Raw genomic sequence first — 21,597 nt, 5'->3', positions numbered from 1 at the left:
GGAATGACAGGCGGGAATGTCAGGGAAGCAGGAAACTGCGCCTGACCGTATCCCGCTTTAATTTCAGCTCCCGCCATTCATGCGTCAGAGTGGAGGAGGCCACCACCCCGCCCCCGGTGCAGAGCGCGAGCCGCCGCCCCTGCCAGTACATGGACCGGATGCCCACCAGGCAGAAGAAGTCTCCGTCTTCCAGAAATCCGAACGGAGCGCCGAAATGGGACGGACAGCGGAGTCGCGAACGCCAGTCGTCCAACTGGGAGAGCGTCTTCTCCGTCCGGGGCTGGGATCCCAGGGCCGGAGTGGGGTGGAGCAGCCGTATCCAGTGGTCCGGCGGCAGCAGTTCGTCCGCTTCCAGGGTGAGGTAGGTGGCAAAGTGGATCAGGGTATCCAGGTTCAGCACGCTGCGGGCCGTTCTGGTGACGCTGCCGTAGGGGGACAGGCGGGAAAGGATGCTGCCGGCCACGATTTCATGCTCGCGGATTTCCTTGTCGTCATTGATGAAGACGCCCTCGTCTTCCGGCCGCGCCGTTCCGGCCAGGGCCATGGTCGTCAGGCGTCGTCCCTGCTGGTGGAACAGGGTTTCCGGGGTGGCTCCGCAGAAGCCTTCCTGCTCCGTCCACCAGGCATAGGGGTAGTGGAGCGGGGAACCGTTGACGGCCCGCAGGATGAGTTCACGGGGAACGTGGGGAGGCTGCATTTCTCCGAACTGGGGCGTTGCCGGAACGCTTTTCACCAGATGTCCGGAGGCGATTTGTTCAATCATTTCCGCGAATACCTGGGCATACGCGTCCGGGGACGGTTCCGTCCACAGGATTTCCGGAGCGGGCGGCGTGGGGCTTTCCGGTTCCGGAATGGGATGCAGGGCGGACGGTATTTTCCACGGCTGCGGGTCATCCAGGCGAAACGTGTTGACATAGAAGGCGGGGCCGGAATCCGGGGGGGCGGCCGATTCCCGGAAGGGCCCGGTCCCGAGAAGAAGGCCGCGGGAAGGGTGTCTGATCAGGGCTCCGGAAGTCAGCGTGCTTATGTCCATGCGGGGGCCATGTTAAAATGCTGTGGCAGGGAATTCCAGCTATTTGAATGTTTGTGGAGCTTCTCCCGGGAGCGAAGGCCTCCGGCCTTCGTGCGTGAAACCTCTTCCGCAGCATAGCGCAGGGGATTTTTCCTTTTTCCATTTCCTGTCCGGAGTTTGTAAGGGGCCGGAGCCCCTTACTCCCGGGAATATGTCCCCGGAAAAACAGAACCTCGCGTCATGTCACGTGCCTTCCCCTTTTGAATTGACGGGAAAAAGCACTCAAGTAAGCTCTAACGAGCTTCCGCCCAATATGCAGATGATGACCAGACCAGCGCCAGCCCTTTTTTCCTCCGCCGTTCCGGTGAAGACCATGCTGGCGGAGGTGCGGAAGCCGCTCGGCCCCGTATGGTGGAGCGTGTTTCTCGCCAGCGTGCTGCTGGCGGCGTGGGGCGTGGGGTGGAGTTCCTGGCGCATTGCCGCGGAGGGTGTGGGAGTGCTGGGGCTGAACAATAACGTGGTGTGGGGGCTGGACATCGTGCATTTTGTCTTCTGGATAGGCCTGGGACATGCGGGCACCCTGATTTCGGCCGTCCTGCTGCTGACCCGTCAGTCATGGAGAAGCCCGATTGCCCGCGGGGCGGAACAGATGACCCTGTGCGCGGTGGTCTGCGCCGCCGTCTTTCCCGTGGTGCACGTGGGGCGTGTCTGGATGGCGTGGATGGCCTCCCCCCTGCCGGAGGTGAGCGGCATCTGGCCGGACATGGCCTCCCCCCTGATGTGGGACGTCATGGCCGTCAGCACGTATTTCCTGCTTTCCCTGTTGTACTGGTACATCGGGCTGGTGCCGGATTTCGCGCTGCTGCGGGATTGCTGCGCGGGGCATTTGAGGCGGCGGTACGGATGGCTGGCTCTGGGCTGGCAGGGGACGGGGCGCCAGTGGCGCGCCTATGAAAAGGCCAGCCTGCTTTTTGCGGCCATCCTGACTCCCTTGGTGGTATCCGTCCATTCCGTGGTGAGCTTTGACTTTTCCGTGACGCAGGTGCCGGGGTGGCACCAGAGCATTTTTCCGCCCTATTTCGTGGGGGGCGCCATTTTGAGCGGCATGGCGATGGTCCAGTTGATTCTTCTGGGGGTGCGCCGCCTGATGTCCGGCAGCGGCGTCCGGCAGGCCATTACGCCGGCCATTCTGGATTTGAGCTCCCGCTTCGTGCTGGCCCTGGCCCTGGTGATGGGGGCCATGTATCTGTGGGAGCACCTGGCCGTGGTGCTGAATGGAGGCTCTCCGGCGTTGTTCCCGGGCAGGAATCCCGTGAATGCCGTGTTCCTGGGCGCCATGGTCGCCGGGAACGTGCTGCTGCCCCAGTTGTTCTGGTTCCGCTCCCTGCGCACCAACCGGTGGGTGATTGCGGTCGTGGCCTTGGGCGTGCTTGCCGGCATGTGGATGGAACGCTTCTGGATCGTCGTGAATTCCCTGAAAGCCTCCCTGCTGGCCGCCAATATCGGGGATTATTCCCCCAGCCTGACGGACCTGGCCATGATGGCCGGGAGCGTGGGGCTGTTCACGGCGCTGTACATGGCGCTGGTGCGCGTGACTCCGTTTTTTTCCTTGTGCGACGTGCGGGAACAGCAATCCCTGAACAAGGAGGGCGGGGCATGAAGAAGCGCGTCACTTCCGGCTGGGTGCTTTCCTTTTCTTCAGAAGAAGCGCTCCTTCAGGCCGTCCGGACGCTGGTGAAGGAGGAGGGCGTCTTCTGGGAGGTCTGTGCGCCTTATCCCTGCGCCGCCGTCCGGCTTGCCAACCGCCATGCCGGGAGGGCCGTAGGCGCAGGCGTGCGGCTGTGGGCCGCGGTTGGCGGAGTGTGCGGATTCCTGGCCGTGGCCCTGTGGCTTTACTGGACGCAGTTCTGTGCGGACCCTCTCATGACCCAGGGCAGGGTGCAGGGCTGGGACAACTGGCCCGCGTACGTTCCCCCCCTGTTTGAAGGGACCTTGCTCGGGGCCGGACTTCTGACTGCCGCCGGGTTCCTGAAAGGGGCCGTTCTCCCCCAGTGGAACGACTGGGCGTTCGAGTGTGATTTCTTCAGGACGGATGAACACGGGGACGGTTATTTCATTCTGCTGGAAGGCGGCCGTGAAGATCGTGCCGCCGCTCTTGCTGCGGCACTGCATCCGGACGCGAGCGAATACATCCATGAGGAAGGGGGCCGTTCATGAGAGGCGGCGTAACGGCGATAGCCGCCCTGGTTCTGCTGGGGGCGCTCTGGTTCATGGTGAGGGATGACGGGGGCAGGAATGCCGCGCCCCATTTGTTTGACAATATGAACGAGCGTCCGCTGGCGGACGCCCAGCAGGTGCGGGAGCCCTTCACTCCCGCAGGCCGGAAGGTCCGCCTGACGCCGCCCCATGCCGTCGCGCAATCCCTGGGAACGGGGGAGGCAGTCCGTGAACGGGGGAATGACCGGGATTCCTTTGCCGCGGAGGGCTCCTATTTTTCCTCCGGCCGCATGCAGGGGGGGGAGGAGGATATCATGCCCCTGGAATTGGGCGGGGTTTCCCGCAGCCGTGACGTGCTGGCGGAGGGGCGCACGCTGTATCTGGCGCATTGCGCCGTCTGCCACGGTGCGGATGGAAACGGACGCGGCAGCATGGCCGCTTATGACACCTACCCCCAGATAGGCTCCTTCCGGGATGAAAAGTATGCGGCCTATTCTCCCGGAAAAATGTTCAGGAGCATTCGGCTGGGGCAGGGGAACATGCCCGCTTTCGGAAACATTCTCACGGCCCGGGAAATCTGGTGCCTGGTGGCGTTCGTCCGCCGGCTTCAGGCGCTCCCTGCGCCCCCTCAGGAAGAGCGACCCGTTACTAGACAGGGGGAACACCGTCCATGAACAGCAATACATCATCAACCGGAAGGGAACGCCGGGACAGGCCGGGATTCGGCTGGGCCGGACGTTCCGCCGCCCTTGCCCTGTGGATCATTTCCGTGCTGCTGTGGTGCGTGCTGATGCGCCAGTCTTTTAACGCCATGCCGTGGGATGAGATGACGGTGGCCGGAACCCGGCTGCATGAATGGAGAAAACCGTTTGCCGCCGCCGGAATGGCGGTGGGCGTCATCGGTACGGGCGTTTGCCTGGGGTGCCTGTTCTGGCTCTGCCTGTCTTCCCTGACGGGAGCCGGGTGGGGCATCACGCTGAGACGGGTGCTGGCGGCGGCCTGCTGGGGCTTTTTACCCGGCGTTCTGGTGCTGGCGGGAACGGTCGGCTGCCTGACTACCGTCATCTTTCCGGAGGCGGCCCGCTACTGGGGCGTGGCGGATATTTCCTCTCCCGCCATCCAGACCTTCGGCGTACTGGACCTGGCTGATCCCGCGTGGTGGAATCCGGCGTGGCTGTATGTGCGCATGGGAATCATCGTAGTGCTGGCCTGGAGCATGGCCCAGGTATGGGAGACGCTGGCGGCGGAAAAAAACGTCTGGCAGCCTTCCTTCCGCCGGGGGAGCGCCGCTTTCTGCATGATTGTGACGGTGATGATGCTGGGCGTGCTGGGGATTGACATGCTGGCAGGGACGGGAAGGGCCGTTCTTTCCATGTTCCCCGTGTACATGGTTGCGTATGCCCTGCTGGCGTCCCTGGCATTAGCGGTGCTGGCCGCGGCGTGCCTGAGGAAGCTGGACGGAGGGAAGGGATTGCCGTGGCCGCGCCTGGGCGGCATGCTGACGGCCATGGTGCTGGTGAAAGCATACATCACGTACTCCCAGTACATGATTACATGGTATGCCTCCCTTCCGGCTGAAATGTCTTTTTATGACGCCGCCTTCTCCTGGTCCGGGCTCCTGTCCGCGGCTCTGGCGCTCCAGCTTCTGGTGCCTTTCCTCGTTTTGCTCTTTCCCGCGTTGAGACGCCGCCCGTCTGCGCTGGGCGCGGTCTGCATCTGCATCCTGCTTGGCTCCCTGCTGGAAGCGTGCTGGATGTTCTGCCCCGGCCTTGGGCTGGAACCGGCTGCGTGGGGCACGTGGCTCCCCCTCGTCCTGCTCCTGGTGTCGATGGGCCTGATCTGCTGTTTTTCCTTCCTGGGGGCCTTGAGCGTCCGCAGGGTATTTCCCGAATCACGATGAATGTTCCCGCCGCCGTTTCTTCCCTGTTCCGCCGCCGTCCGGACGAGTGGCTGCCCCTGTTCTGGCTGGCGGCGGCCTGCGTGCTGGGGCTGGTGTGGTCCCTGGTCCATGCCTCCGGACTGGTGGCGGGTGTTCCGCTGCCGTGGCCGGCTGGGCGCCTCATGTTCTCCTTTTACGGTGCGCTGGTGTACGGCTGGGCCCTCCCCGTCCTGTTTTCTTTCATGGCGGAGAACGGATGCAGGCGGCTGAAACCCGCGGAATGGCTCTGGCACCTCTGCGTTGTGCTGGGGATGGCCACGATTATGGCGGGAGACGGAAGCGGCCTGCTCCTGATGCCCTTTGACTGGTGGGTTTGCCCGGTGTTTGCCATCCTTGCCGCCGGCAAGGCGTGCGCTGCGTGGTTCCGGCCGTTCCCGTGGCCCGTGCGGCTGCTGTTCAGTTCCTCCGCGGGATGCACGGCGGCGGCCCTTCTGGCGCTGGGTTATACGCAGGCTTTGTCCATGAACGGCCTGCTGGACGCCTCCTCCCTGGAAGGCAGCCTGTCCTGCGGGCTGATGTTTGCCGCGCTGGGAGCGGCGGCGTTCCGCTTGAACATGGCCAAAGGCCGCGGTTTTGGAATACTGGCCGTCTGGATGGCCGCCGTGCTGGCGGCGGCTCCGGTGGTAGGCGGCCTGGGGGGGCTCCGGGGTTTTCCCGTGCCCTGGGCGCTGGCGGAGGCCGGGGCCGTCTGGTCGTGGTGCGCCGCGGTTCCCGCCGTGCTGATGGCGGTGTATCTTTGGATGAAATCCGGTCCGGAGACCGGGACGTGGCTGAAAGCCGCGGTTTCCCTGCTTGCCTTGCTGGCAGTGTGGGACGTGTTTGCCGGGGCGTGGCCGGAGCTGATGCAGTTTTCCCTGTCCGCGTGGCATGAGACGGAATTGTGGATCCTGCTGGGAGCCGGAGCGCTGATGATGGCCGGAAGGAAGGGGCCCGTGCGGTTTCCTGCGGCATGGTGGCTGTTGGGCGCCGGCGTTTGCGGCGTGCTTCTGGCTTATGCCGTGGGCGTGGTTGCCGCGGTGGATGTTCAGGCTTTTCCGGAAGCCCGGCGCGCGGAACTGATGAGCGGCTGGGTGGGCCTGGCGGCCTGCGTCCATGCCGTTGCCATGGCCCTGTGCCTAGCGGGAAGCCTTTGCCTGTGGCGTCCGGCGGATGCCGGGAACCCGGAGATGGAAACTCCGGTTCCGCAGCGTCTTTTCTTCATTGCCGCCGTTGCGGCTGTTCTGTTGCTGGCTACGGCGGCGGCTGTCCTGCTGCATGCTCCCGCGCCGGACTCACTGGAGGTCAGGCGGCCCGTCCAGGATGCGGAAGGCGCCAGGATTTATGCCGCTGAGGGGTGCGCCCTGTGCCACACCCAAATCATCCGGCGTTCCATGTCCGGGAAGGACTGGCAGACGGCGATCGACCGCGGCACGGACCCGGATTTCCCTTACCGGGTCAGCGAGCCGGAAGACATGGATGCCGAATTCAACGGGGAGGGCGCTCCGCAGGCGGGCGTGGCGGCGGTAGGGCCGGATTTGAGCAATGCGGCGGAATACGCCGCAGGCAGGCTGGAATATGAAGACGCGGTATCCGGCGGTACGCGCCGCGCCGCGCAGGTAAGGGAATGGCTGGCCCTTCATCTTTACAACCCGCGGGAACCGCAGTTTAAAAAGCCCTGGACCGTGTGCCCCTCCATGCCCGGCATGTTTGAAGAACGCCCGGTGGAGGGGAATGCCCCTTCCCTGGATGCCCTGCCTGTCCGGATGGAGCAGGGCCGGGAACTGGTGCCTTCCGGGCGCGGGGAACGGCTGTTGAACTATCTTGCTTCCCTCAGGAGAGTGGAACCCTCCCGGAAACGCGACCGGATTCATTCTTTTCCTGGCCTGTCCCACATTCATCCGGATTATGCCGCCCATCCTCCCACGGTGGACATGGAACGCCTGAAAAGAGCCCGTGCGGCCGCCGTCATGGAAAAAGGCAGGGGCGTGTACCTTTCCAAATGCGCCATTTGCCACGGCAACGACGGCATGGGGGACAAGGTGACCTATCCGCCCCTGGCCGGGTCCGAATGGCTGAAGGAAAAGCCTGATGCGGAAATCGTCAAAATCATTCTCCAGGGGCTGACCGGGCCGATCACGGTGAACGGGAAGGAATGGAATTCCACCATGCTGCCGCCCGGCGTGACGAATTCCCGTGACCTGGCGAACCTGCTCACGTTCCTGCGCCGTCAGTTCGGCGGCGTGGAAAAGGCGGCCTATACGCCGGAACAGATGGACGCCATCCGCCGGGAGCTGTAACGGCACATGTCATTACGGTTGCCGGCCACTCCCCGCGCGGCATGTTTTTTCTGCACGGTTTCAAGCAATGCAGGAGGGCGGTTGCGGAAAAATTCCACGCTTTACGCTTTTTGAATACGCGGCGGAAACAGAGGCAAATGCCATTCCATGAATTTGGAAAATACGTCCGCCATTGCTTCGGACAAAAATGTGTTGTCGGGACAAATGCCAGCGTCGACAATCGCACGGACAATGTCGTGATAGGTTATCAATCTTCCACCAGGGATGACCGGGGCACCATTGCGGGCTCCATGTCCGTCGGCACCAATTCCGCCGGAGCCGCCCTGGGGGACCATATCAAGGTAGGGAACTCCTGTGTTTCCGTAGGCTCCTGGTCCAATACGGCCCATGGACATGGTTGCCGCCCTAGTGGAAGAACTTGCCGGAGGCTCCGCGGAACCTTCCCCCGCCGCTTTGTCTTCCCGGAAATCCCGGGAAGCGGTGCCTGAACGGACCGTTCCGCCGGAACCCTGCGAACTGACGGAAAAGGGGAGCGTCTGAATGAAAAGAGTTTCCGTGACGGACTGACGCCGTTCCCCAGGAAACATGACGGGCCGCCGCACCTGGATATGGTGCGGCGGCCCTTTTATTTAAATAAGTTCCGGATTACAGGACGAGCATGTCCCGGTCGTCAAATTCATCGTTCGGTCCCCAGGCAACCTCCCAGTAATAGCCGTCCGGGTCTGCAAAATAGCCATGGAAGCCGCCCCAGAAAACGTCCTGGGGTTCCTTGACGATCCTGGCTCCCGCATTCCGGGCCAGTTCAATGACTTCAACTACCTCCTCCTTCGTTTTTGCATTATAGGCAAGCGTCATCCCTCCAAAGCCGGAGCCGATGGGAGGCGGATTCTCCCCGTTGATGTCCTTTGCCAGCAAATCCAGAGGATACAGCTCCAGTTTGGTGCCGGGAGTGCTGAAAAAGACGACGTCCGGATGGCCGCCCGTCTCATCCGTTTTAAAACCGAGTCCGTCACGGTAAAATTGCAGGGCCTTCTTCATGTCCCTGACTCCAAGGCAGACGATGTTCATTCTGTTCATGTTCTTCTTCATGGGATGGTATTTGAAATGTTTGATGGAGATGGCCCGGATATCGGTTCCCCTGCAAAAAAAGGCTGCCCTCCGCACCGTGTACCGGGAAGGCAGCCGGATGAAAGTGGCCGGGGAAAAGGTCAGCTCAGGGCTTCCACCAGCTTGTCGCCGTAGGCGGAGCAGGAAAGCTCCGTGGAACCGGGAATCATTTCCGCGAGGTCGAACGTGACCGTTTTTGCGGAAATCACTTGGTCAATGGCCTGAATCAGCAGGTCTGCCGCTTCCGTCCAGCCCATGTAGCGCAGCATCATTTCCGCGGACAGGATGACGGAGCTGGGGTTGGCCTTGTCCAGTCCGGCCAGTTTGGGCCCGGTGCCGTGCGTGGCTTCAAAAATGGAATGACCCGTCAGGTAATTGATGTTGCCGCCGGGCGCGATGCCGATGCCGCCTACCTGCGCCGCCAGGGCGTCGGAAATATAGTCCCCGTTCAGGTTCAGCGTGGCAACCACGTCGAAATTCTCTGGATGAAGCAGGATTTCCTGAAGGAAGGCGTCCGCAATGCAGTCCTTGATCACGATTCCGTTGGGAAGCTTCAGCCAGGGGCCGTCTCCGATGGGCTGGGCGCCGTATTCCCGGCTCGCGACGTCGTACCCCCAGTCGCGGAAGCCGCCTTCCGTGAACTTCATGATATTGCCCTTGTGAACCAGCGTGACGCTCTTGCGGCCGTTCTCCACGGCGTAATCAATGGCGGCGCGCACCAGGCGCTCCGTGCCTTCACGGGAAACGGGCTTGATGCCGAAGCCGGAGCTCTCCGGGAAGCGCACCTTCTTCATGCGGTCCGGGAAGATGCGGCTCATGGTGTCGAAAAACAGTTTGGCGTCCTCGGATCCCTCCTTGAATTCGATGCCGGCGTAAATGTCTTCCGTATTCTCACGGAAAACGACCATGTCCACCTTTTCCGGAGCCTTCACGGGAGTTTCAATGCCGTTGAAATAGCGCACCGGGCGCAGGCAGACGAACAGGTCCAGATCCTGACGCAGCGTAACGTTCAGGCTGCGGATGCCGCCGCCCACGGGGGTGGTGAGGGGGCCCTTGATGCCGACCAGGTAGGTCCGGAAGGCTTCCACCGTCTCATTCGGGAGCCAGGTACCCAGGTTGTCAAAGGACTTCTGCCCGGCAAAAACTTCATACCAGGCAATGGAACGCTTGCCCTGGTAAGCTTTCTTCACGGCCGCGTCAATCACCCGGGAAGCCGCCGCCCAGATTTCAGGCCCGGTTCCGTCACCGATGATGAAGGGGATGACGGGCCTGTCCGGAACGCAAAGCCTGCCGTTCTGCATGGTGACGGCTGCGCCGTCCGTGGGAGGGGTGAATGTTAAATTGGCCATGACGTGCGTTCCTTTATAGGAGCCAGCCCGTTTTGGCAAGATAAAAGAACGGAATGGGGAAGTGCGCATCATGGAGCTCTTGATGGCCGCCGGGCCTCTCGTACGGGCAGTATCAGAACCAGCGGTCCTTTCCGGGCGGTTCTTCCGGCTGTCCGGCTTCTTCCCGGAGGCGGCGCAGGAAATTTTCTTCCGCCTGGCGTATCAAGCCGCTCTCCATGATGTGCTTCCGGGCGCTTTCGTTCAACTGGTTGACGGCAATGGCGGCGTCTTCGGAAGTCAGCCTGTTCCAGATGCCGGCGTCATCCCTCACGATTCTGAGGGAGCCCTCCACCATCTCGCAGGAAACCAGCTTTCCGTGAAGCCCCTCCGCGGTAATGGGACCTTTGTTCCCTGCGGGAATGATAACCCGGAGCGGCTCGGGTCCCTCCAGGTCAATGCCTCCGTGGGCGCGGTAGGCCGCTTTCAGGATCAGCGTCTTTTTACTCCACCACCACGTGGTGGAATACCGGTATTCATACTCGAACGTCCGTTCCACGGTCACCAGGTTGGCTACCTTCTTGTCCTTCTGCACGATCAGGGCCACGCCGCCGTGGTCGGAGGAAAACCCCTTGTTGATCAGGGTGAGGCCTACCTCCCTGCCTGCTTCAATCAACTTTTCCGCCACCTCCATCGGTTTTTCCACCGGGGCGGTGATGCAGGACCGCACGCCCCAGAACAGCATGGCCAGGGCCCCGATCAGGACGGCGCCTTTAACCAGAACGACGACAGCAGGGGAATGCAGGAAGGAGGATGGGGGGGTATCACTCATGAAACGTTGTACGGGACGGGAACTCAGGGTTCCGGGTCTTCATGGGAACCGTCCTTCTTGAGGGGAGGCATGAACAGGGCCAGGAATGTGAAGGCGATGACGGTCAGGTCGTCTATCTGGCCTACTCCGGGAATGAAATCCGGAATCAGGTCAATGGGGGAAAAGGCATAAAGAGCCGTCAGCACCAGGAGAACAAGCTTGCGTTTAGTGAAAAGGCGCGGTTCTCCTTCCCGGCTGCGGAAATAATTGATGGCCCTGGTCAGGAATTGCTGCCTGGACCCGTTGGGTGGAATGGGAAGCTTGTTTTTCATGGGGCTGCAAGGGTGAAGTTGCGGGAAATGGAAAAGGAACGCTCCGTTACGGGGAGAAAAGGCATGAATGCAGGCAGGAGAAGATGATACCGCCTATGATAACGAGCGCCACAATCATGGCCTCCCGGCTATTTGTCTGGGAAGCAACATAGAGCAGGGACCGCCTGTAATCGTCTTTGATGGGTGGCTTTTCTTTCATCAGGGAGCTTTTCTGAAATTATCTCATGCGCTTCCGGCTGCGTCCAGAGCAATTCCCGGATGCCGCTGGGAGTATGTGTCCTGCCGTTTAAAAGAGAGTGGAACGTTTACGGCAAATACGTTATATGGGAGAACCTTCTTTCCAGAATATCCCTTCATGACATTCAAACCGGCAGAGGGGAAAGAGAATCAGGCACCAAATAGATGCCGGAAGGAAGAAACGGTATGGCGTGCCGACAAGAGAACGCGGCAGGGAAAGGAAAGGGCTCCATGGGGAATTGCTTCCGTTTCTCCGAATCTTGTTGCACTCCCTTTTGCGATGTGCTGGAATCGTCTGATGAACAAGTGGTTTTTGTTTTCTCTGTGCATGTTGTTCGGTGCAGTGCTTTCACCTTTGCTGGCAGGTGAAGCCGAGAGTTCTCCCCCTGATAGCGGCAGGGAGCAGGTTGATTCTTCCGTCTGGATCAATGATGAATCACCCCATTTGGCGCCCGTTTATTTTACAGGAGTCATGCACAAGCGGAGCAGGTGGGAAATCGATATTATTTCCCTCAACAGTCATGAATTGCCGGAACCGATGACCGTGGCTTTGGAAAAGAAGCCTGCGGGGTTCACTTCTTCTGCAGGAGGCACGCCCTGCTGCGGGATTATTCCCCTCCTGATCGCCTCCGGAGCGGAAGAAGAACCCCGGCGGTGGCGTGATGCGGGAGCTTCTCCCTCTCTGGTGAAGGAAAACACCCCCCAGGCTCTTTCCCTTTTGCAGGAATCAGTTTTACAAAGCTACCAGCATCAAATTATTAAATCCATAAAAATGACCATCGGCATCCTTGAACGGATGACGGATGAAAAACAGGCGCTGGCGCTGGAAAAGAGCTGGGCTTATGAAATTATAGATTATACTTTCTGGATATTGCTGGAGGGAAGCGTTCCCTTCGATGCAAGAATGGCTTATGTCCAACGTAATCCGGACGTCCTGAAGCAATCGCAGAAGGAGTCGGACGCCTATTGTGAAAGGGTTCGCATTCTCCGGAGCAAGCCGTGGAGCGGCAAATTGCGCCTGTTGCAGGATAAAAATGAGAATCTTCCGGCGGGGGTTCCCAGTTGCCTTAATCCTTAATTATTTTGTTCATGAACCATGGAAACATTGAATTCAGGAAAGTAAGCGGCTTTAAGCGGGGAACATTGTTTGAATTACTGTCGGACGCCTATTCCTTTGACGAGAGGTGGGAGGATTGCTGCGCTTCCGACTGGAAGGAGTTTGATCATTTTTTCTTTGATAACCCGCAGATTGCGGACCAATACGGTTTTATAACTGTCTTGAATGGCAAAGCCGTCGGGCTGGCGTCGTGGGATCCGAGGAAGATGCCCGAATACGTGGAGATAGGGCACAACTGCATTATCTCCTCCCGCAAGGGCCATGGGTATGGCAGGATGCAGCTCCGGGAGGCGCTTCAAAGAATCGTGAAAAGGGGAGCGAAAAGAATCATCGTCACCACGAATGCCCGCTCGGTTCCCGCCCGGCGAATGTATGAAGGCGCAGGTTTTAAAATTTGCGGGAAAAGGAGGAATGAAAGCCGTACCGGGTTTTTCGGGGATTACATTGATTATGAAATGATGCTATAAGGGAAAGAGCGCAGCATGAAAGGAGAGGGGAGATTTTTCCTTGCCGTTTCCCAAGCCCGTGCGGCGATGTCAGGAAGCTGAGCGCAGGGTTCATGGAGAGTGGAAGAGGCTGCCTTTCCCGCTTGCCTGCGGTCATTTTCTCCCGGCCTGGGCGAACATGAAGGCGGCATTGACACGGCGGGGGGCAGGGGGTACTCTCCTGCGGCATATAATGATCAGTTTTACGAATATCAGCGGGGCCGAGGAGATTGGGGCCAATTGCTATTTGCTTGAAATGGACGGCACCCGGATCGTGCTTGACAGCGGGATGCACCCCAAGAGGGAGGGGATGGCGGCCATGCCGGATTTTGATTCCATGGAGCCCAATTCCGTGGAAGCCGTTTTTTTAAGCCATTCCCACCTGGACCACCTGGGAACGCTGCCCGTGCTTCAGGAGAAGCAGCCTGCGGCGGAAGTATTCATGACGCCCGCCGCAGCCGCCCTGTCTGAAGTGATGCTGCACAATTCCGTGAATGTGATGAGCGCCAAGAGGCTGGACCTGGGCATTGTGGAGTATCCCTTTTTCACCCATAACGATCTGGACAGGCTGAGCGACGCCTGGCATGCCAAGTCCTGCAACGAGGTGTTCCGCGTGGGCTTCCGCCAGAACGTGCTGGCCACGTTTTACGATGCCGGCCACATTCTGGGGTCCGCGGGCGTGATGCTGGAAGGCGAGAGCGGCCATACGGTGTTTTATACGGGGGACGTGCAGTTTGAGGACCAGAGCATGATTCCCGGAGCGGATTTCCCGGAATCCGGCGTGGATACGCTGATTATGGAGTGCACGCGCGGCGGCTTCCAGCGCAGCGCCCATTATTCCCGCCCGGAGGAGATGGTGCGGTTCGGGAAGGCGATTGCGGAGACGCTGGAACGCGGCGGCGCCGTGCTGATTCCGGTATTCGCCATCGGCAAGAGCCAGGAGATGCTGTTCAATATCCACCGTTTCAAGCAGCAGGGGGTGATCCCCGCCAATACGCCCGTGTACTTCGGCGGGTTGAGTGCGAAGGTTTCCCTGCTTTATGACCGTTTTGCCGGGCTGACCCGCAGGCACGACCATGAGTTCAAGCTGAAGGAGGAAATAAAGACCGTGCCCCTGCCGCGCAAGGGAAAAGCCCCGCTGGTGTGTTCCCCCGGGAATATTTACGTGGTTTCCAGCGGCATGATGACGGAGAATACGCTCTCCAACGTGATGGCGGAGCAGGTTCTTCCGCATGAGAAAAACGCCATTCTTTTTGTAGGGTATGCGGACCCGGATTCCCCCGCGGGCCGGCTGCGGGCCGCGCAGGAGGGGGATCTGGTGAAGATGCGGCCCAACGGGCAGCCCGTGCGCCGCAATTGCACGGTGGATTGTTTTGACTTTTCCGGGCACGCCACCCGTGACGCCCTTGTCAATTATGCCGTGAAGCTGAATCCAAGGCAGGTGGTTCTGGTGCACGGTGATCCGGATGCCGTGGAGTGGATGCACGATACGCTGTCCGCCAGAATGCCGGGTTCCACCATCATCGCTCCCGTTCCGGGCCAGCGTTATGCGTTTGAGTCATGAGTTTTACCGGAGAGAGAAAAGGCCGCCTGATCGTCTTTGAAGGCATAGACGGCACGGGCAAGTCCACCCACATCGGCCAGTTGCGGAAGTATCTGGAGGGGAAGGGGCTGGAAGTGGTGCAGAGCTTTGAGCCCACGCGCGGGCAGTGGGGCCGGATGTTGCGGGATTCCGCCGTGACGGGGCGCCTTTCCGTAGAGGATGAGGTAGAGTTATTCCTGAAAGACAGGCGGGAGCATGTGGAGACGCTGATCGCTCCCGCTCTGGTGCGCGGCGCGTGGGTGTTGCTGGACCGCTATTACCTTTCCATGATGGCTTACCAGGGCGCGCGTGGGGTGGATACTTCCGTCATCCGCGCCGCCAATGAAGAATTTGCCCCGGTGCCGGACGCCGTGGTCTGGCTGGATATTCCCGTTTCCGTGGCTCTGGAACGCATCGGGAGCCGCGGAGAACGCGATGCCTTTGAGACGGAAGCGGGCCTGACGGCCTGCCGCAACGTGTTCGCCTCCATCCATGAACCCTGGATGCTCCGCGTGGACGCGGACGCCGGGAAGGAGGAAGTGGCGGCAAGAGTGCGGAAGGCCCTTTCCGGGAATTTTCCCGAAGTGATTAGTGAATAGGCGTATTCCACTGGCCGGAGGCCGGGAGTTTTCCCTTAATATTTAATCCCCGGTATTTGGTCGCTGCGCCGCAGGCGCATAAACCGTCGGGTCCGGGATTCCGGCTTCCCTGAAGGCTTCCCGGCGCTCCACGCAGGTGGAGCAGGCGCCGCAGTGGACGGGACCGCCCTTGTAGCAGGAGTAGGTGCGGGAGAAGTCCACGCCCAGTTCATGGCCCATGGCGGCGATGCCGCCCTTGGACGTGCGGATGAAGGGACGCAGGATGCCCAGCCCGGCATAGGTTCCCAGGCGGACGGCCTCCGTCATGGCGGCCATGAATTCCTCCCGGCAGTCCGGGTAAATGCTGTGGTCCCCGGAATGGGCGGCAATGACAAGCTGCTGCGCTCCGCAGCTTTCCGCCACCCCGGCCGCGATGGACAGGAAGATGCCGTTGCGGAAGGGGACGACGGTCTGCTTCATCAGCTCCTCGTCATAGGAGCCGTCCGGGATGTCGTCCGCGCCGGAGAGGAGGGCGGATTTCAAATGGGCGGAGATGGGGGAGATGTCAATCACGCGGTGCTCTATGCCCAGGCTGGCGGCCTGCCAGGCGGCGCATTCCAGCTCCCGTTCCGCGTGGTTGGAGGCGTAGTCAAAGCTGAGGGCCACCCGCACGCGGTGGTTCCGGTGCGCCCAGTGCAGGGCTACGCTGGAGTCCAGCCCCCCGCTGAGCAGTACGGCGGTTTCCGTCTTATCCATGGCGCGCGTCAGAGGGGGCGGTTTTCCGGGTTGTGCTCCGCCATGGCGGTCAGCTGGATGCCGCCGCGGGGGGAGAAACGGCCTTCTACTTTCAGCCACCGCGGGGAGATGGCGGCTGCCAGGTCATCCGTGATGCGGTTGACGATCTGTTCGTTGAAGGCCGGGTAGTTGCGGTAGGAGGCCAGGTAGTATTTGAGGGATTTGGTTTCCACGCACTTTTCATCCGGAACGTAGGTGATCGTCAGGTGGCAGGAGTCCGGCTGCCCGGTGACGGGGCAGAGGGAGGAGAATTCATGGGTGTCCAGCGTGATGGTGTAGGGACGCGTGCCGCGGTTGGGGAAGGATTCCAGCTTGGCGTCGTCAGGGTTGGTGAAGAAGGAGCTTTGTGAGCCGAGTAGAGTCAGAGGTTCGGACATGGATGGTTGATGTTGTGTTGTAGTGGAAATTCAGTTTTCCTGCGCGGCGGCGTCTTTTTCCTGAACGGGTTCCCTGCCGGGGAATTCCTTCACGTACAGGTCCTGCTGGGGGAAGGGGATGGAGATGCCGTGCTCGTTGAACGCATTATAGATGTGTTCCCGCACGGAGGAAAGGCTGGAGGCCTTCGTCATGACGGGAACCCAGACCCATACGCCCAGATTGACGGAGCTGTCCCCGAAGCTGTCCAGCACCACGCTGGTTTTTTTCACCTTGGAAAGGAAGGGCAGGGAGGACAGCGTTTCCAGAACGATTTGGCGCGCCCGCTCCACGTCCGTTCCGTAAGAGATGCCCACTTCCACCTTGGAGCATTCGAACTTGTGGTTGCGGGTCATGTTGCGGAAGTTCTTGTTGAAGAGCTGGGAGTTCTGGAAGGCGATGATGGAGCCGTCCAGCGTTTCAATCATGGTGGAGCGGTAGCCCAGGGAGGAGACGCGGCCCCGGTAGCCGTCGCATTCAATCATGTCCCCCTGCCGCAGGCGCCCCAGCATCAGGGACAGGCCGCTGATGATGTTTTCAATGGTGTCTTTCAGGGCGAAGCCGATGCCCATGCTCAAGCCGCCCATGACCATCAGCAGCCCGTTGTAGTTGGCGTTCATGATGATGAGGGCCGTGAAGACGAAGAGCCCCCACAGGAACAGGGAGGAAAGCGTCACGAAGGTGGGGATGATGCCCACTTCATAGTCTTCCCCATAGACTTCATGCAGGGTGTTTTTACCGATGAAGATCAGGTAGTTAAGCACAATGGCAATCAGGATGACCGTGATGACGTGGCTCCAGCTGAAGGTGAGCAGGTCCTTGATTTCCGTGGTGGCGAAGATTTTGTTGATGATGAGGTCCCCCATGTCGAAGGTGGCGGCGGGCCAGATGATGCTGAACAGGATGAGGAAGATGGTCAGGCAGGGGAGCACCAGCTTGGAGACGAAGGGGCGGAACCACAGGATCGCCTGCTTGTTCCGTTCTTTCCGGCGGTTTTCATAGTGGTGGAGCAGGTTCCACAGCCCCACCAGGAGCAGGATGCTGGTCATCAGCATGATCCACGTCATCAGCACCAGGAAGGCCATGAAGCTGAACCCGGCCCAGCACAGGCCGCTGCCCAGGATGGTGAGCACCAGGGAGACGGTGGCGAAGAAGCGGTCCAGACGGGGAAGCTTGTGCCGCTGCCGCACCCAGGTCAGCAGGGAGAAGAGGGAAACCAGCGTGAACAGGACGGGCATGGAAATGTCCACGATGATGTTGGGGGCCATGAACATGCGCAGCAGCATGAAGAAGCCGCCCAGGAGCAGGTAGGGCATGTAGATGCGGATGCCGGAGTTAATGGTGCCGTAGGGGAGGCGCGTCACCAGGGAGAACAGGATGGCGCTGACCAGCAGGAGGAATTCCGCGCCCAGGGAGGCCGCGCTTTTCAGCAGGTAGTCCGGCGTGCGCATGGAGGCGATGACGAGGACGAGCGCTACGATGAGGATGGTGGTGACGTTGGTGAAGGCGTGGCGCTTGTTGTAGTGGCCCGTCTTTTCCAGCGTTTTCTTGAAGCCCAGGAAGACGATGAGGCGGGAAAGGCAGTAGGAGCACAGGACGATGCCCAGCAGGATGAGCCCGTAGTGCTTGAGCGTTTCCGGGTCCGACGGGAGCTGGAGCTTGCTGTCTGCGGACGTTTCCCAGGCCCCCATGCAAATTTCATACGTCTTGAGCGGCTTGAGGAAGATGTACCGGGCCGCGTTGGACGGTGTATAGAATACCCGGTTGAAGAGGGAGGTGAACAGCTTGCCGCTTTCATTGTTCAGGGCGTCTATCTTGCCGCCCAGGCTGTTGAAGAGCTCCTTGAGGTAGCTGATCTGCTCCTTTTCCTTGAGCAGGGATTCTTCCAGGGTGCGGCAGGTGTACAGGGCCTCGTCCCTCTGCACCAGGGAGGGTTCCGACAGGTTGTCCGTGTTAACTTCCTCCAGGGATTCCGCCAGTTTTTTGATGCGCTCTATTTCCTTGTCCAGCCGTTCCTCCTGTCCCTGGAAGTCCGGCCTTTGGGCGTAATACGTCTTGACCAGGCTGGTGGCGGCCTTGCAGTAAAAGGCCAGCGTGAAGATTTTCTGGTCGTCCAGGGCGTAAAGCACGGCGGACATTTCATACACCCTGGTGTCAAAGTAATTGTAGGTGGCGTCCGCCTCCTTCACCAGCGCCTCCCGGACGGCCATCCTTTTTTCCTCATTCTTTTTCAGGATGGTGATTTCATGGCACAGGGCCATGATGACGGTGTCCATTTCCGAGTGGTCAGGCTCCGCCTGGGGCTGCTCGGGGGCTGGTTCCTGCACCTGTTCCGGAACGGCGGCAGGCGCGCCCTCCTGCTGTGCCGCAGCATGGCCCGCGGCCAGCACACCTGCCAGGAGAAAGGCGGCGCAGCAGCGGAAAAACGTCCGGTAATCAGGGATGCTCATGAACGGTTCCAGTTCTAGGGGCTGGGGGCATCACGGTCAAGGTTATATTCCCCCGCTGCCTGAGACGGCTTTGCAGTGGGAAGGCGCGCGCTTTCCGGCGCATCATCCGGCCACTTTTTTCAGAAACTGGCATTCCCTGCCCGGCGGGTGGCCCTTATTGATTTCATGATTGATTTTTTAACGGAATATTGGGTAATATATAAATAATTTCATGAATTGTATGAAGGAGCCGGAAATTTTAACCATAGACGTCCACTGCCATTTGTTCAATCACGGAGTCCTTTCCTGGAGGCTCCTGGTGGATTTCATCCTTTCCCGCATGCGTCCACGGGGAACGCGGGCGCGTCTGGAAACGGCGGGAGGCATCAGCGAGTTGAAGAGGATCATCCGTTTCTTCAAGACCGGATTGATGGATACGGAGAACATTTACGGCAAGCTGCTGGCGGAAGGCGCCTGCAATACGGTCGTGCCGCTGATGTTTGACCTGGATTACTGCATGAAGGGCGCCGGGCGTTCCGACGGGCCCGGACAGCGGAAGGCCTGCAAGAAGAAGGTGAAAAGGGCGGCAAGAAAGGAATGGGCCGTGCTCCGGAAGGAGCTTGATGAGCTGGCGGAACAGGCCGGGAGGGGGGACAGGAGGGAAATCGGGGAGATGAAGCAGGCGCTCCGCCGCCTGTCCAGGCGGACGGAACGGCTTCCCCTAGGGAAACGGGATGCGTTCCGGACGCAGGAAGAAGAACTGCTCAAACTGGCGGCGGCGCATCCCGGCCGCGTGCTTCCGTTTTACGTGGTGGACCCCCGCCGCCCCGGCAACTGGCTGCATGGTCCGGACGGGACGATAGACATTTCCCCCATGACGGACAGGCTGGTTCCGGAATTGGGAGGGAAGGGCGGTTTTTACGGTTTCAAGCTGTATTGCCCCAACGGCTATTCCCCGACGGACCCGGCGCTGATGGCCCTGTACGAGTATTGCGAGCGGCACGGGGCGCCGTTGACGGCCCATTGCTCCGGCGGCGGCTTTGCCAGTTTTTCCCCTTCCATCACGGTGCACGGCCACGTTTACCGGAATGGAGAGGTTGTTCCGCATGACGGCGTTCTGGAGTTCAGGCACTACCGCCTGACGGACAAGCTCTGGGTGAAGGAGAAGGCGGAACTCCTGAACCATCCCCGGCTGTGGGAAAAGGTGATGGAAGCTTTTCCGCGCCTCCGGCTGAACCTGGCCCACTTCGGCTGCCAGGACGAAGGCATGGAATGGACGGAGCTGATTTACGGCATGATGGAGAAGTTTCCCGGACTTCATACGGATTTGTCCTGCATCACGGAGACGGCGAAGCTCAGGGAGATGCGGGAGTACGTTCTCAAGGCCCCGGAACAGGTGCGCCGCAAATTCCTGTTCGGGAGCGATTTTTATCTGAACCTTCTTTTTCTGGACGGGATGAAGGAGTACATGGAGAACTTCCGGAATACGTTTACGGAGCAGGAAAGGCAGGAGCTGATGACGGCCAATCCCTCCGCATTTCTGGGATTGTCCTGACGGAAACGGGAAACGCTCCGGATATTCTCCGGAGCGTTTGAAAGGAAGACTGTGTTCCTGCGGGAATCAGTTCAGGGAGAACGCACGGATTCTCCGCACGGATTCCTCCCGGCCCAGCAGGGAGAAGACGGAGGAAAGGTCCGGTCCGCCGCTCAGCCCGGTGAGGGCCACGCGGGCGGGGAACATGACGGCTCCCATCTTCACGCCGTTTTCCTTGGCAAAGGCTTTCAGCACGCCGATGAGTTCATGGCCGTCCCATTCCGGCTCCCGCTCCAGCCTGTCCGCCAGTTTGGAAAGCAGTTCCAGGGCTTCCGGCTGGACCTTGGCAACGGCTTCCGGGTCCATGCCCAGGTCAAAGAAGAAGCGGATTTTGTCCGGCACCTCCGCCAGCGTCTGCACCTTCGTCTGCACGGTGGCGATGGCGGCGTCCAGAATCGGGGAGTCCGGCAGTCCGGCATTCAGGCAGAAGGGGCGCACCCTGGCCGTGAATTCCTCCGGAGCCAGCGCAATGATATGCTGCTGGTTGACCCAGCGGCACTTGGTGATGTCAAATTTGGCGGCGGAGTGGTTGACGGCTTCCAGGGAGAAGCGCTCAATGAGCTCCTGCGGGGAGAAGATTTCCGTGTCGTCCTTGGGGGACCAGCCCAGCAGGGCCAGGAAGTTCATCACGCCTTCCGGCAGGAAGCCTTCTTCCGGATACGCGCCCAGGGCCGCGCCTACGTCGCGCTTGGACATCTTGGAACCGTCCTGGTTCAGGATCAGCGGCATGTGGGCGAAGACCGGGGGAGTGACGCCGAAGGCCTCAAACAGCTGGATGTGCTTGGGCGTGTTCATGATGTGGTCTTCCCCGCGGATGACGTGGGTCATCTTCATTTCAATGTCGTCCACCACGTTGACGAAGTGGAAGATGTAGGAGCCGTCCGCCCGGCGGATGGCCATGTCCGGCGTGTTGGAAGCGTCCCGGTAGTCAATGGTGATGTCTCCGCAGATCAGGTCATGGAAGGTGACGGGCTTGGAGCGGTCAAAGCGGAAGCGCCATGCGCCGTCGTCCTCGTACACGCGTCCGGCATCCTGGAGCTTCTTGAAATAGGCGTCGTAAATATCGTTGCGCTGGCTCTGGAAGTAGGGGCCGCAGTCGCCGCCCTTCATGGGGCCTTCATCCCAGTCCAGGCCCAGCCATTCCATGCCGGTGAAGATTGCGCGGGTGGCTTCCTCCGTGTTGCGGGCGTTGTCCGTATCCTCAATGCGGAGAATGAAGGTGCCCCCCATCTTGCGGGCGAACAGCCAGTTGAACAGGGCGGTGCGGGCGCCGCCGATGTGGAGGTAGCCCGTGGGGGAAGGTGCGAATCTTGTTCTGACGTGACTCATGATGGGTAAGAGAGTAAG

21 protein-coding genes are annotated in these 21,597 nt (G+C 60.4%); 11 read left to right on the top strand and 10 right to left on the bottom strand.

Features of this window, described 5'->3' with window-relative positions:
• Positions 1–19 precede the first annotated feature (19 nt).
• Entirely contained in the window at positions 20–1,033 is a 1,014-nt protein-coding gene (locus P8A25_RS05670) for a chorismate-binding protein (RefSeq protein ID WP_022398343.1), read from the bottom strand.
• A gap of 298 nt (positions 1,034–1,331) precedes the next feature.
• On the opposite strand from P8A25_RS05670, the gene nrfD reads away from it, so the two are divergent.
• Genes nrfD through P8A25_RS05645 form a run of 5 tightly spaced genes read left to right on the top strand, consistent with a single transcriptional unit; the run spans position 1,332 to position 7,444 of the window.
• Positions 1,332–2,672 carry an NrfD/PsrC family molybdoenzyme membrane anchor subunit gene (gene nrfD, locus P8A25_RS05665; protein ID WP_215443334.1) on the top strand — a complete coding sequence of 447 codons (1,341 nt, stop codon included), beginning with the start codon at positions 1,332–1,334 and terminating at the stop codon, positions 2,670–2,672.
• A complete protein-coding gene (locus P8A25_RS05660) occupies positions 2,669–3,229 on the top strand; it encodes a quinol:electron acceptor oxidoreductase subunit ActD (RefSeq protein ID WP_215443335.1) in 561 nt (186 codons plus the stop codon). The genes nrfD and P8A25_RS05660 overlap by 4 nt, the downstream gene beginning before the upstream one ends.
• Complete coding sequence (locus tag P8A25_RS05655; RefSeq protein WP_022398340.1) at positions 3,226–3,903, top strand: c-type cytochrome; 678 nt, start codon at positions 3,226–3,228, stop codon at positions 3,901–3,903. The genes P8A25_RS05660 and P8A25_RS05655 overlap by 4 nt, the downstream gene beginning before the upstream one ends.
• A complete protein-coding gene (locus tag P8A25_RS05650; protein ID WP_215443336.1) occupies positions 3,900–5,129 on the top strand; it encodes a hypothetical protein in 1,230 nt (409 codons plus the stop codon). The genes P8A25_RS05655 and P8A25_RS05650 overlap by 4 nt, the downstream gene beginning before the upstream one ends.
• Positions 5,126–7,444: a cytochrome c gene (locus P8A25_RS05645; protein ID WP_102736579.1), complete on the top strand. Its 2,319-nt coding sequence runs from the start codon at positions 5,126–5,128 to the stop codon at positions 7,442–7,444. The genes P8A25_RS05650 and P8A25_RS05645 overlap by 4 nt, the downstream gene beginning before the upstream one ends.
• Positions 7,445–7,545: 101 nt before the next feature.
• Here the strand turns inward: P8A25_RS05645 and P8A25_RS05640 are convergent, their stop codons facing one another.
• A complete protein-coding gene (locus P8A25_RS05640) occupies positions 7,546–7,839 on the bottom strand; it encodes a hypothetical protein (protein WP_215443338.1) in 294 nt (97 codons plus the stop codon).
• Here P8A25_RS05640 and P8A25_RS05635 point away from each other — a divergent pair.
• Complete coding sequence (locus P8A25_RS05635; RefSeq protein ID WP_404838792.1) at positions 7,838–7,984, top strand: hypothetical protein; 147 nt, start codon at positions 7,838–7,840, stop codon at positions 7,982–7,984. The two genes, P8A25_RS05640 and P8A25_RS05635, sit on opposite strands and share 2 nt — an antisense overlap.
• Before the next feature lie 105 nt (positions 7,985–8,089).
• Here P8A25_RS05635 and P8A25_RS05630 read toward each other — a convergent pair whose 3' ends face one another.
• The 4 genes from P8A25_RS05630 to P8A25_RS05615 form a co-directional block, all read right to left on the bottom strand.
• Positions 8,090–8,521: a VOC family protein gene (locus tag P8A25_RS05630; protein WP_215443403.1), complete on the bottom strand. Its 432-nt coding sequence runs from the start codon at positions 8,519–8,521 to the stop codon at positions 8,090–8,092.
• Between the two features lie 131 nt (positions 8,522–8,652).
• On the bottom strand, positions 8,653–9,900 hold the full coding sequence (gene icd, locus P8A25_RS05625; protein ID WP_215443342.1) for an NADP-dependent isocitrate dehydrogenase: 1,248 nt from the start codon (positions 9,898–9,900) through the stop codon (positions 8,653–8,655).
• Between the two features lie 112 nt (positions 9,901–10,012).
• Positions 10,013–10,708, bottom strand: a complete 696-nt coding sequence (locus tag P8A25_RS05620) for a DUF4230 domain-containing protein (protein WP_215443344.1) — start codon at positions 10,706–10,708, stop codon at positions 10,013–10,015.
• 23 nt (positions 10,709–10,731) lie between these two features.
• Positions 10,732–11,019 (bottom strand): YkvA family protein, encoded by a 288-nt coding sequence (locus P8A25_RS05615; RefSeq protein WP_022398332.1) that lies wholly within the window; start codon positions 11,017–11,019, stop codon positions 10,732–10,734.
• A gap of 67 nt (positions 11,020–11,086) precedes the next feature.
• On the opposite strand from P8A25_RS05615, the gene P8A25_RS05610 reads away from it, so the two are divergent.
• The 4 genes from P8A25_RS05610 (at position 11,087) to tmk (ending at position 15,039) form a co-directional block, all read left to right on the top strand.
• Positions 11,087–12,334, top strand: coding sequence for a hypothetical protein (locus P8A25_RS05610; protein ID WP_404838791.1), 1,248 nt, complete (start codon positions 11,087–11,089; stop codon positions 12,332–12,334).
• 65 nt (positions 12,335–12,399) lie between these two features.
• On the top strand, positions 12,400–12,840 hold the full coding sequence (locus P8A25_RS05605; protein ID WP_215443351.1) for an N-acetyltransferase: 441 nt from the start codon (positions 12,400–12,402) through the stop codon (positions 12,838–12,840).
• A gap of 211 nt (positions 12,841–13,051) precedes the next feature.
• Positions 13,052–14,422, top strand: coding sequence for an MBL fold metallo-hydrolase (locus tag P8A25_RS05600; RefSeq protein WP_215443353.1), 1,371 nt, complete (start codon positions 13,052–13,054; stop codon positions 14,420–14,422).
• Positions 14,419–15,039 (top strand): dTMP kinase, encoded by a 621-nt coding sequence (gene tmk, locus P8A25_RS05595; protein ID WP_215443361.1) that lies wholly within the window; start codon positions 14,419–14,421, stop codon positions 15,037–15,039. The genes P8A25_RS05600 and tmk overlap by 4 nt, the downstream gene beginning before the upstream one ends.
• Positions 15,040–15,081: 42 nt before the next feature.
• Here tmk and queC read toward each other — a convergent pair whose 3' ends face one another.
• Genes queC through P8A25_RS05580 form a run of 3 tightly spaced genes read right to left on the bottom strand, consistent with a single transcriptional unit; the run spans position 15,082 to position 18,677 of the window.
• Positions 15,082–15,774 carry a 7-cyano-7-deazaguanine synthase QueC gene (queC, locus tag P8A25_RS05590; RefSeq protein ID WP_102722039.1) on the bottom strand — a complete coding sequence of 231 codons (693 nt, stop codon included), beginning with the start codon at positions 15,772–15,774 and terminating at the stop codon, positions 15,082–15,084.
• 8 nt (positions 15,775–15,782) lie between these two features.
• Entirely contained in the window at positions 15,783–16,190 is a 408-nt protein-coding gene (queF, locus tag P8A25_RS05585) for a preQ(1) synthase (protein ID WP_215443369.1), read from the bottom strand.
• 30 nt (positions 16,191–16,220) lie between these two features.
• Positions 16,221–18,677 (bottom strand): mechanosensitive ion channel family protein, encoded by a 2,457-nt coding sequence (locus P8A25_RS05580; RefSeq protein ID WP_215443371.1) that lies wholly within the window; start codon positions 18,675–18,677, stop codon positions 16,221–16,223.
• Positions 18,678–18,888: 211 nt separating this feature from the next.
• Here P8A25_RS05580 and P8A25_RS05575 point away from each other — a divergent pair, with 211 nt between their 5' ends.
• On the top strand, positions 18,889–20,211 hold the full coding sequence (locus P8A25_RS05575) for an amidohydrolase family protein (RefSeq protein WP_215443373.1): 1,323 nt from the start codon (positions 18,889–18,891) through the stop codon (positions 20,209–20,211).
• 66 nt (positions 20,212–20,277) lie between these two features.
• Here the strand turns inward: P8A25_RS05575 and gltX are convergent, their stop codons facing one another.
• On the bottom strand, positions 20,278–21,579 hold the full coding sequence (gene gltX, locus P8A25_RS05570; protein ID WP_215443375.1) for a glutamate--tRNA ligase: 1,302 nt from the start codon (positions 21,577–21,579) through the stop codon (positions 20,278–20,280).
• Positions 21,580–21,597: the final 18 nt, after the last annotated feature.

The sequence above is a fragment of the Akkermansia sp. BCRC 18949 genome, from assembly GCF_045011645.1.
Classification (GTDB): Bacteria; Verrucomicrobiota; Verrucomicrobiia; order Verrucomicrobiales; family Akkermansiaceae; genus Akkermansia; species Akkermansia massiliensis.
Note: the sequence above shows the minus strand (reverse complement) of the source record. Positions and strands in the feature narration are given on the sequence as shown.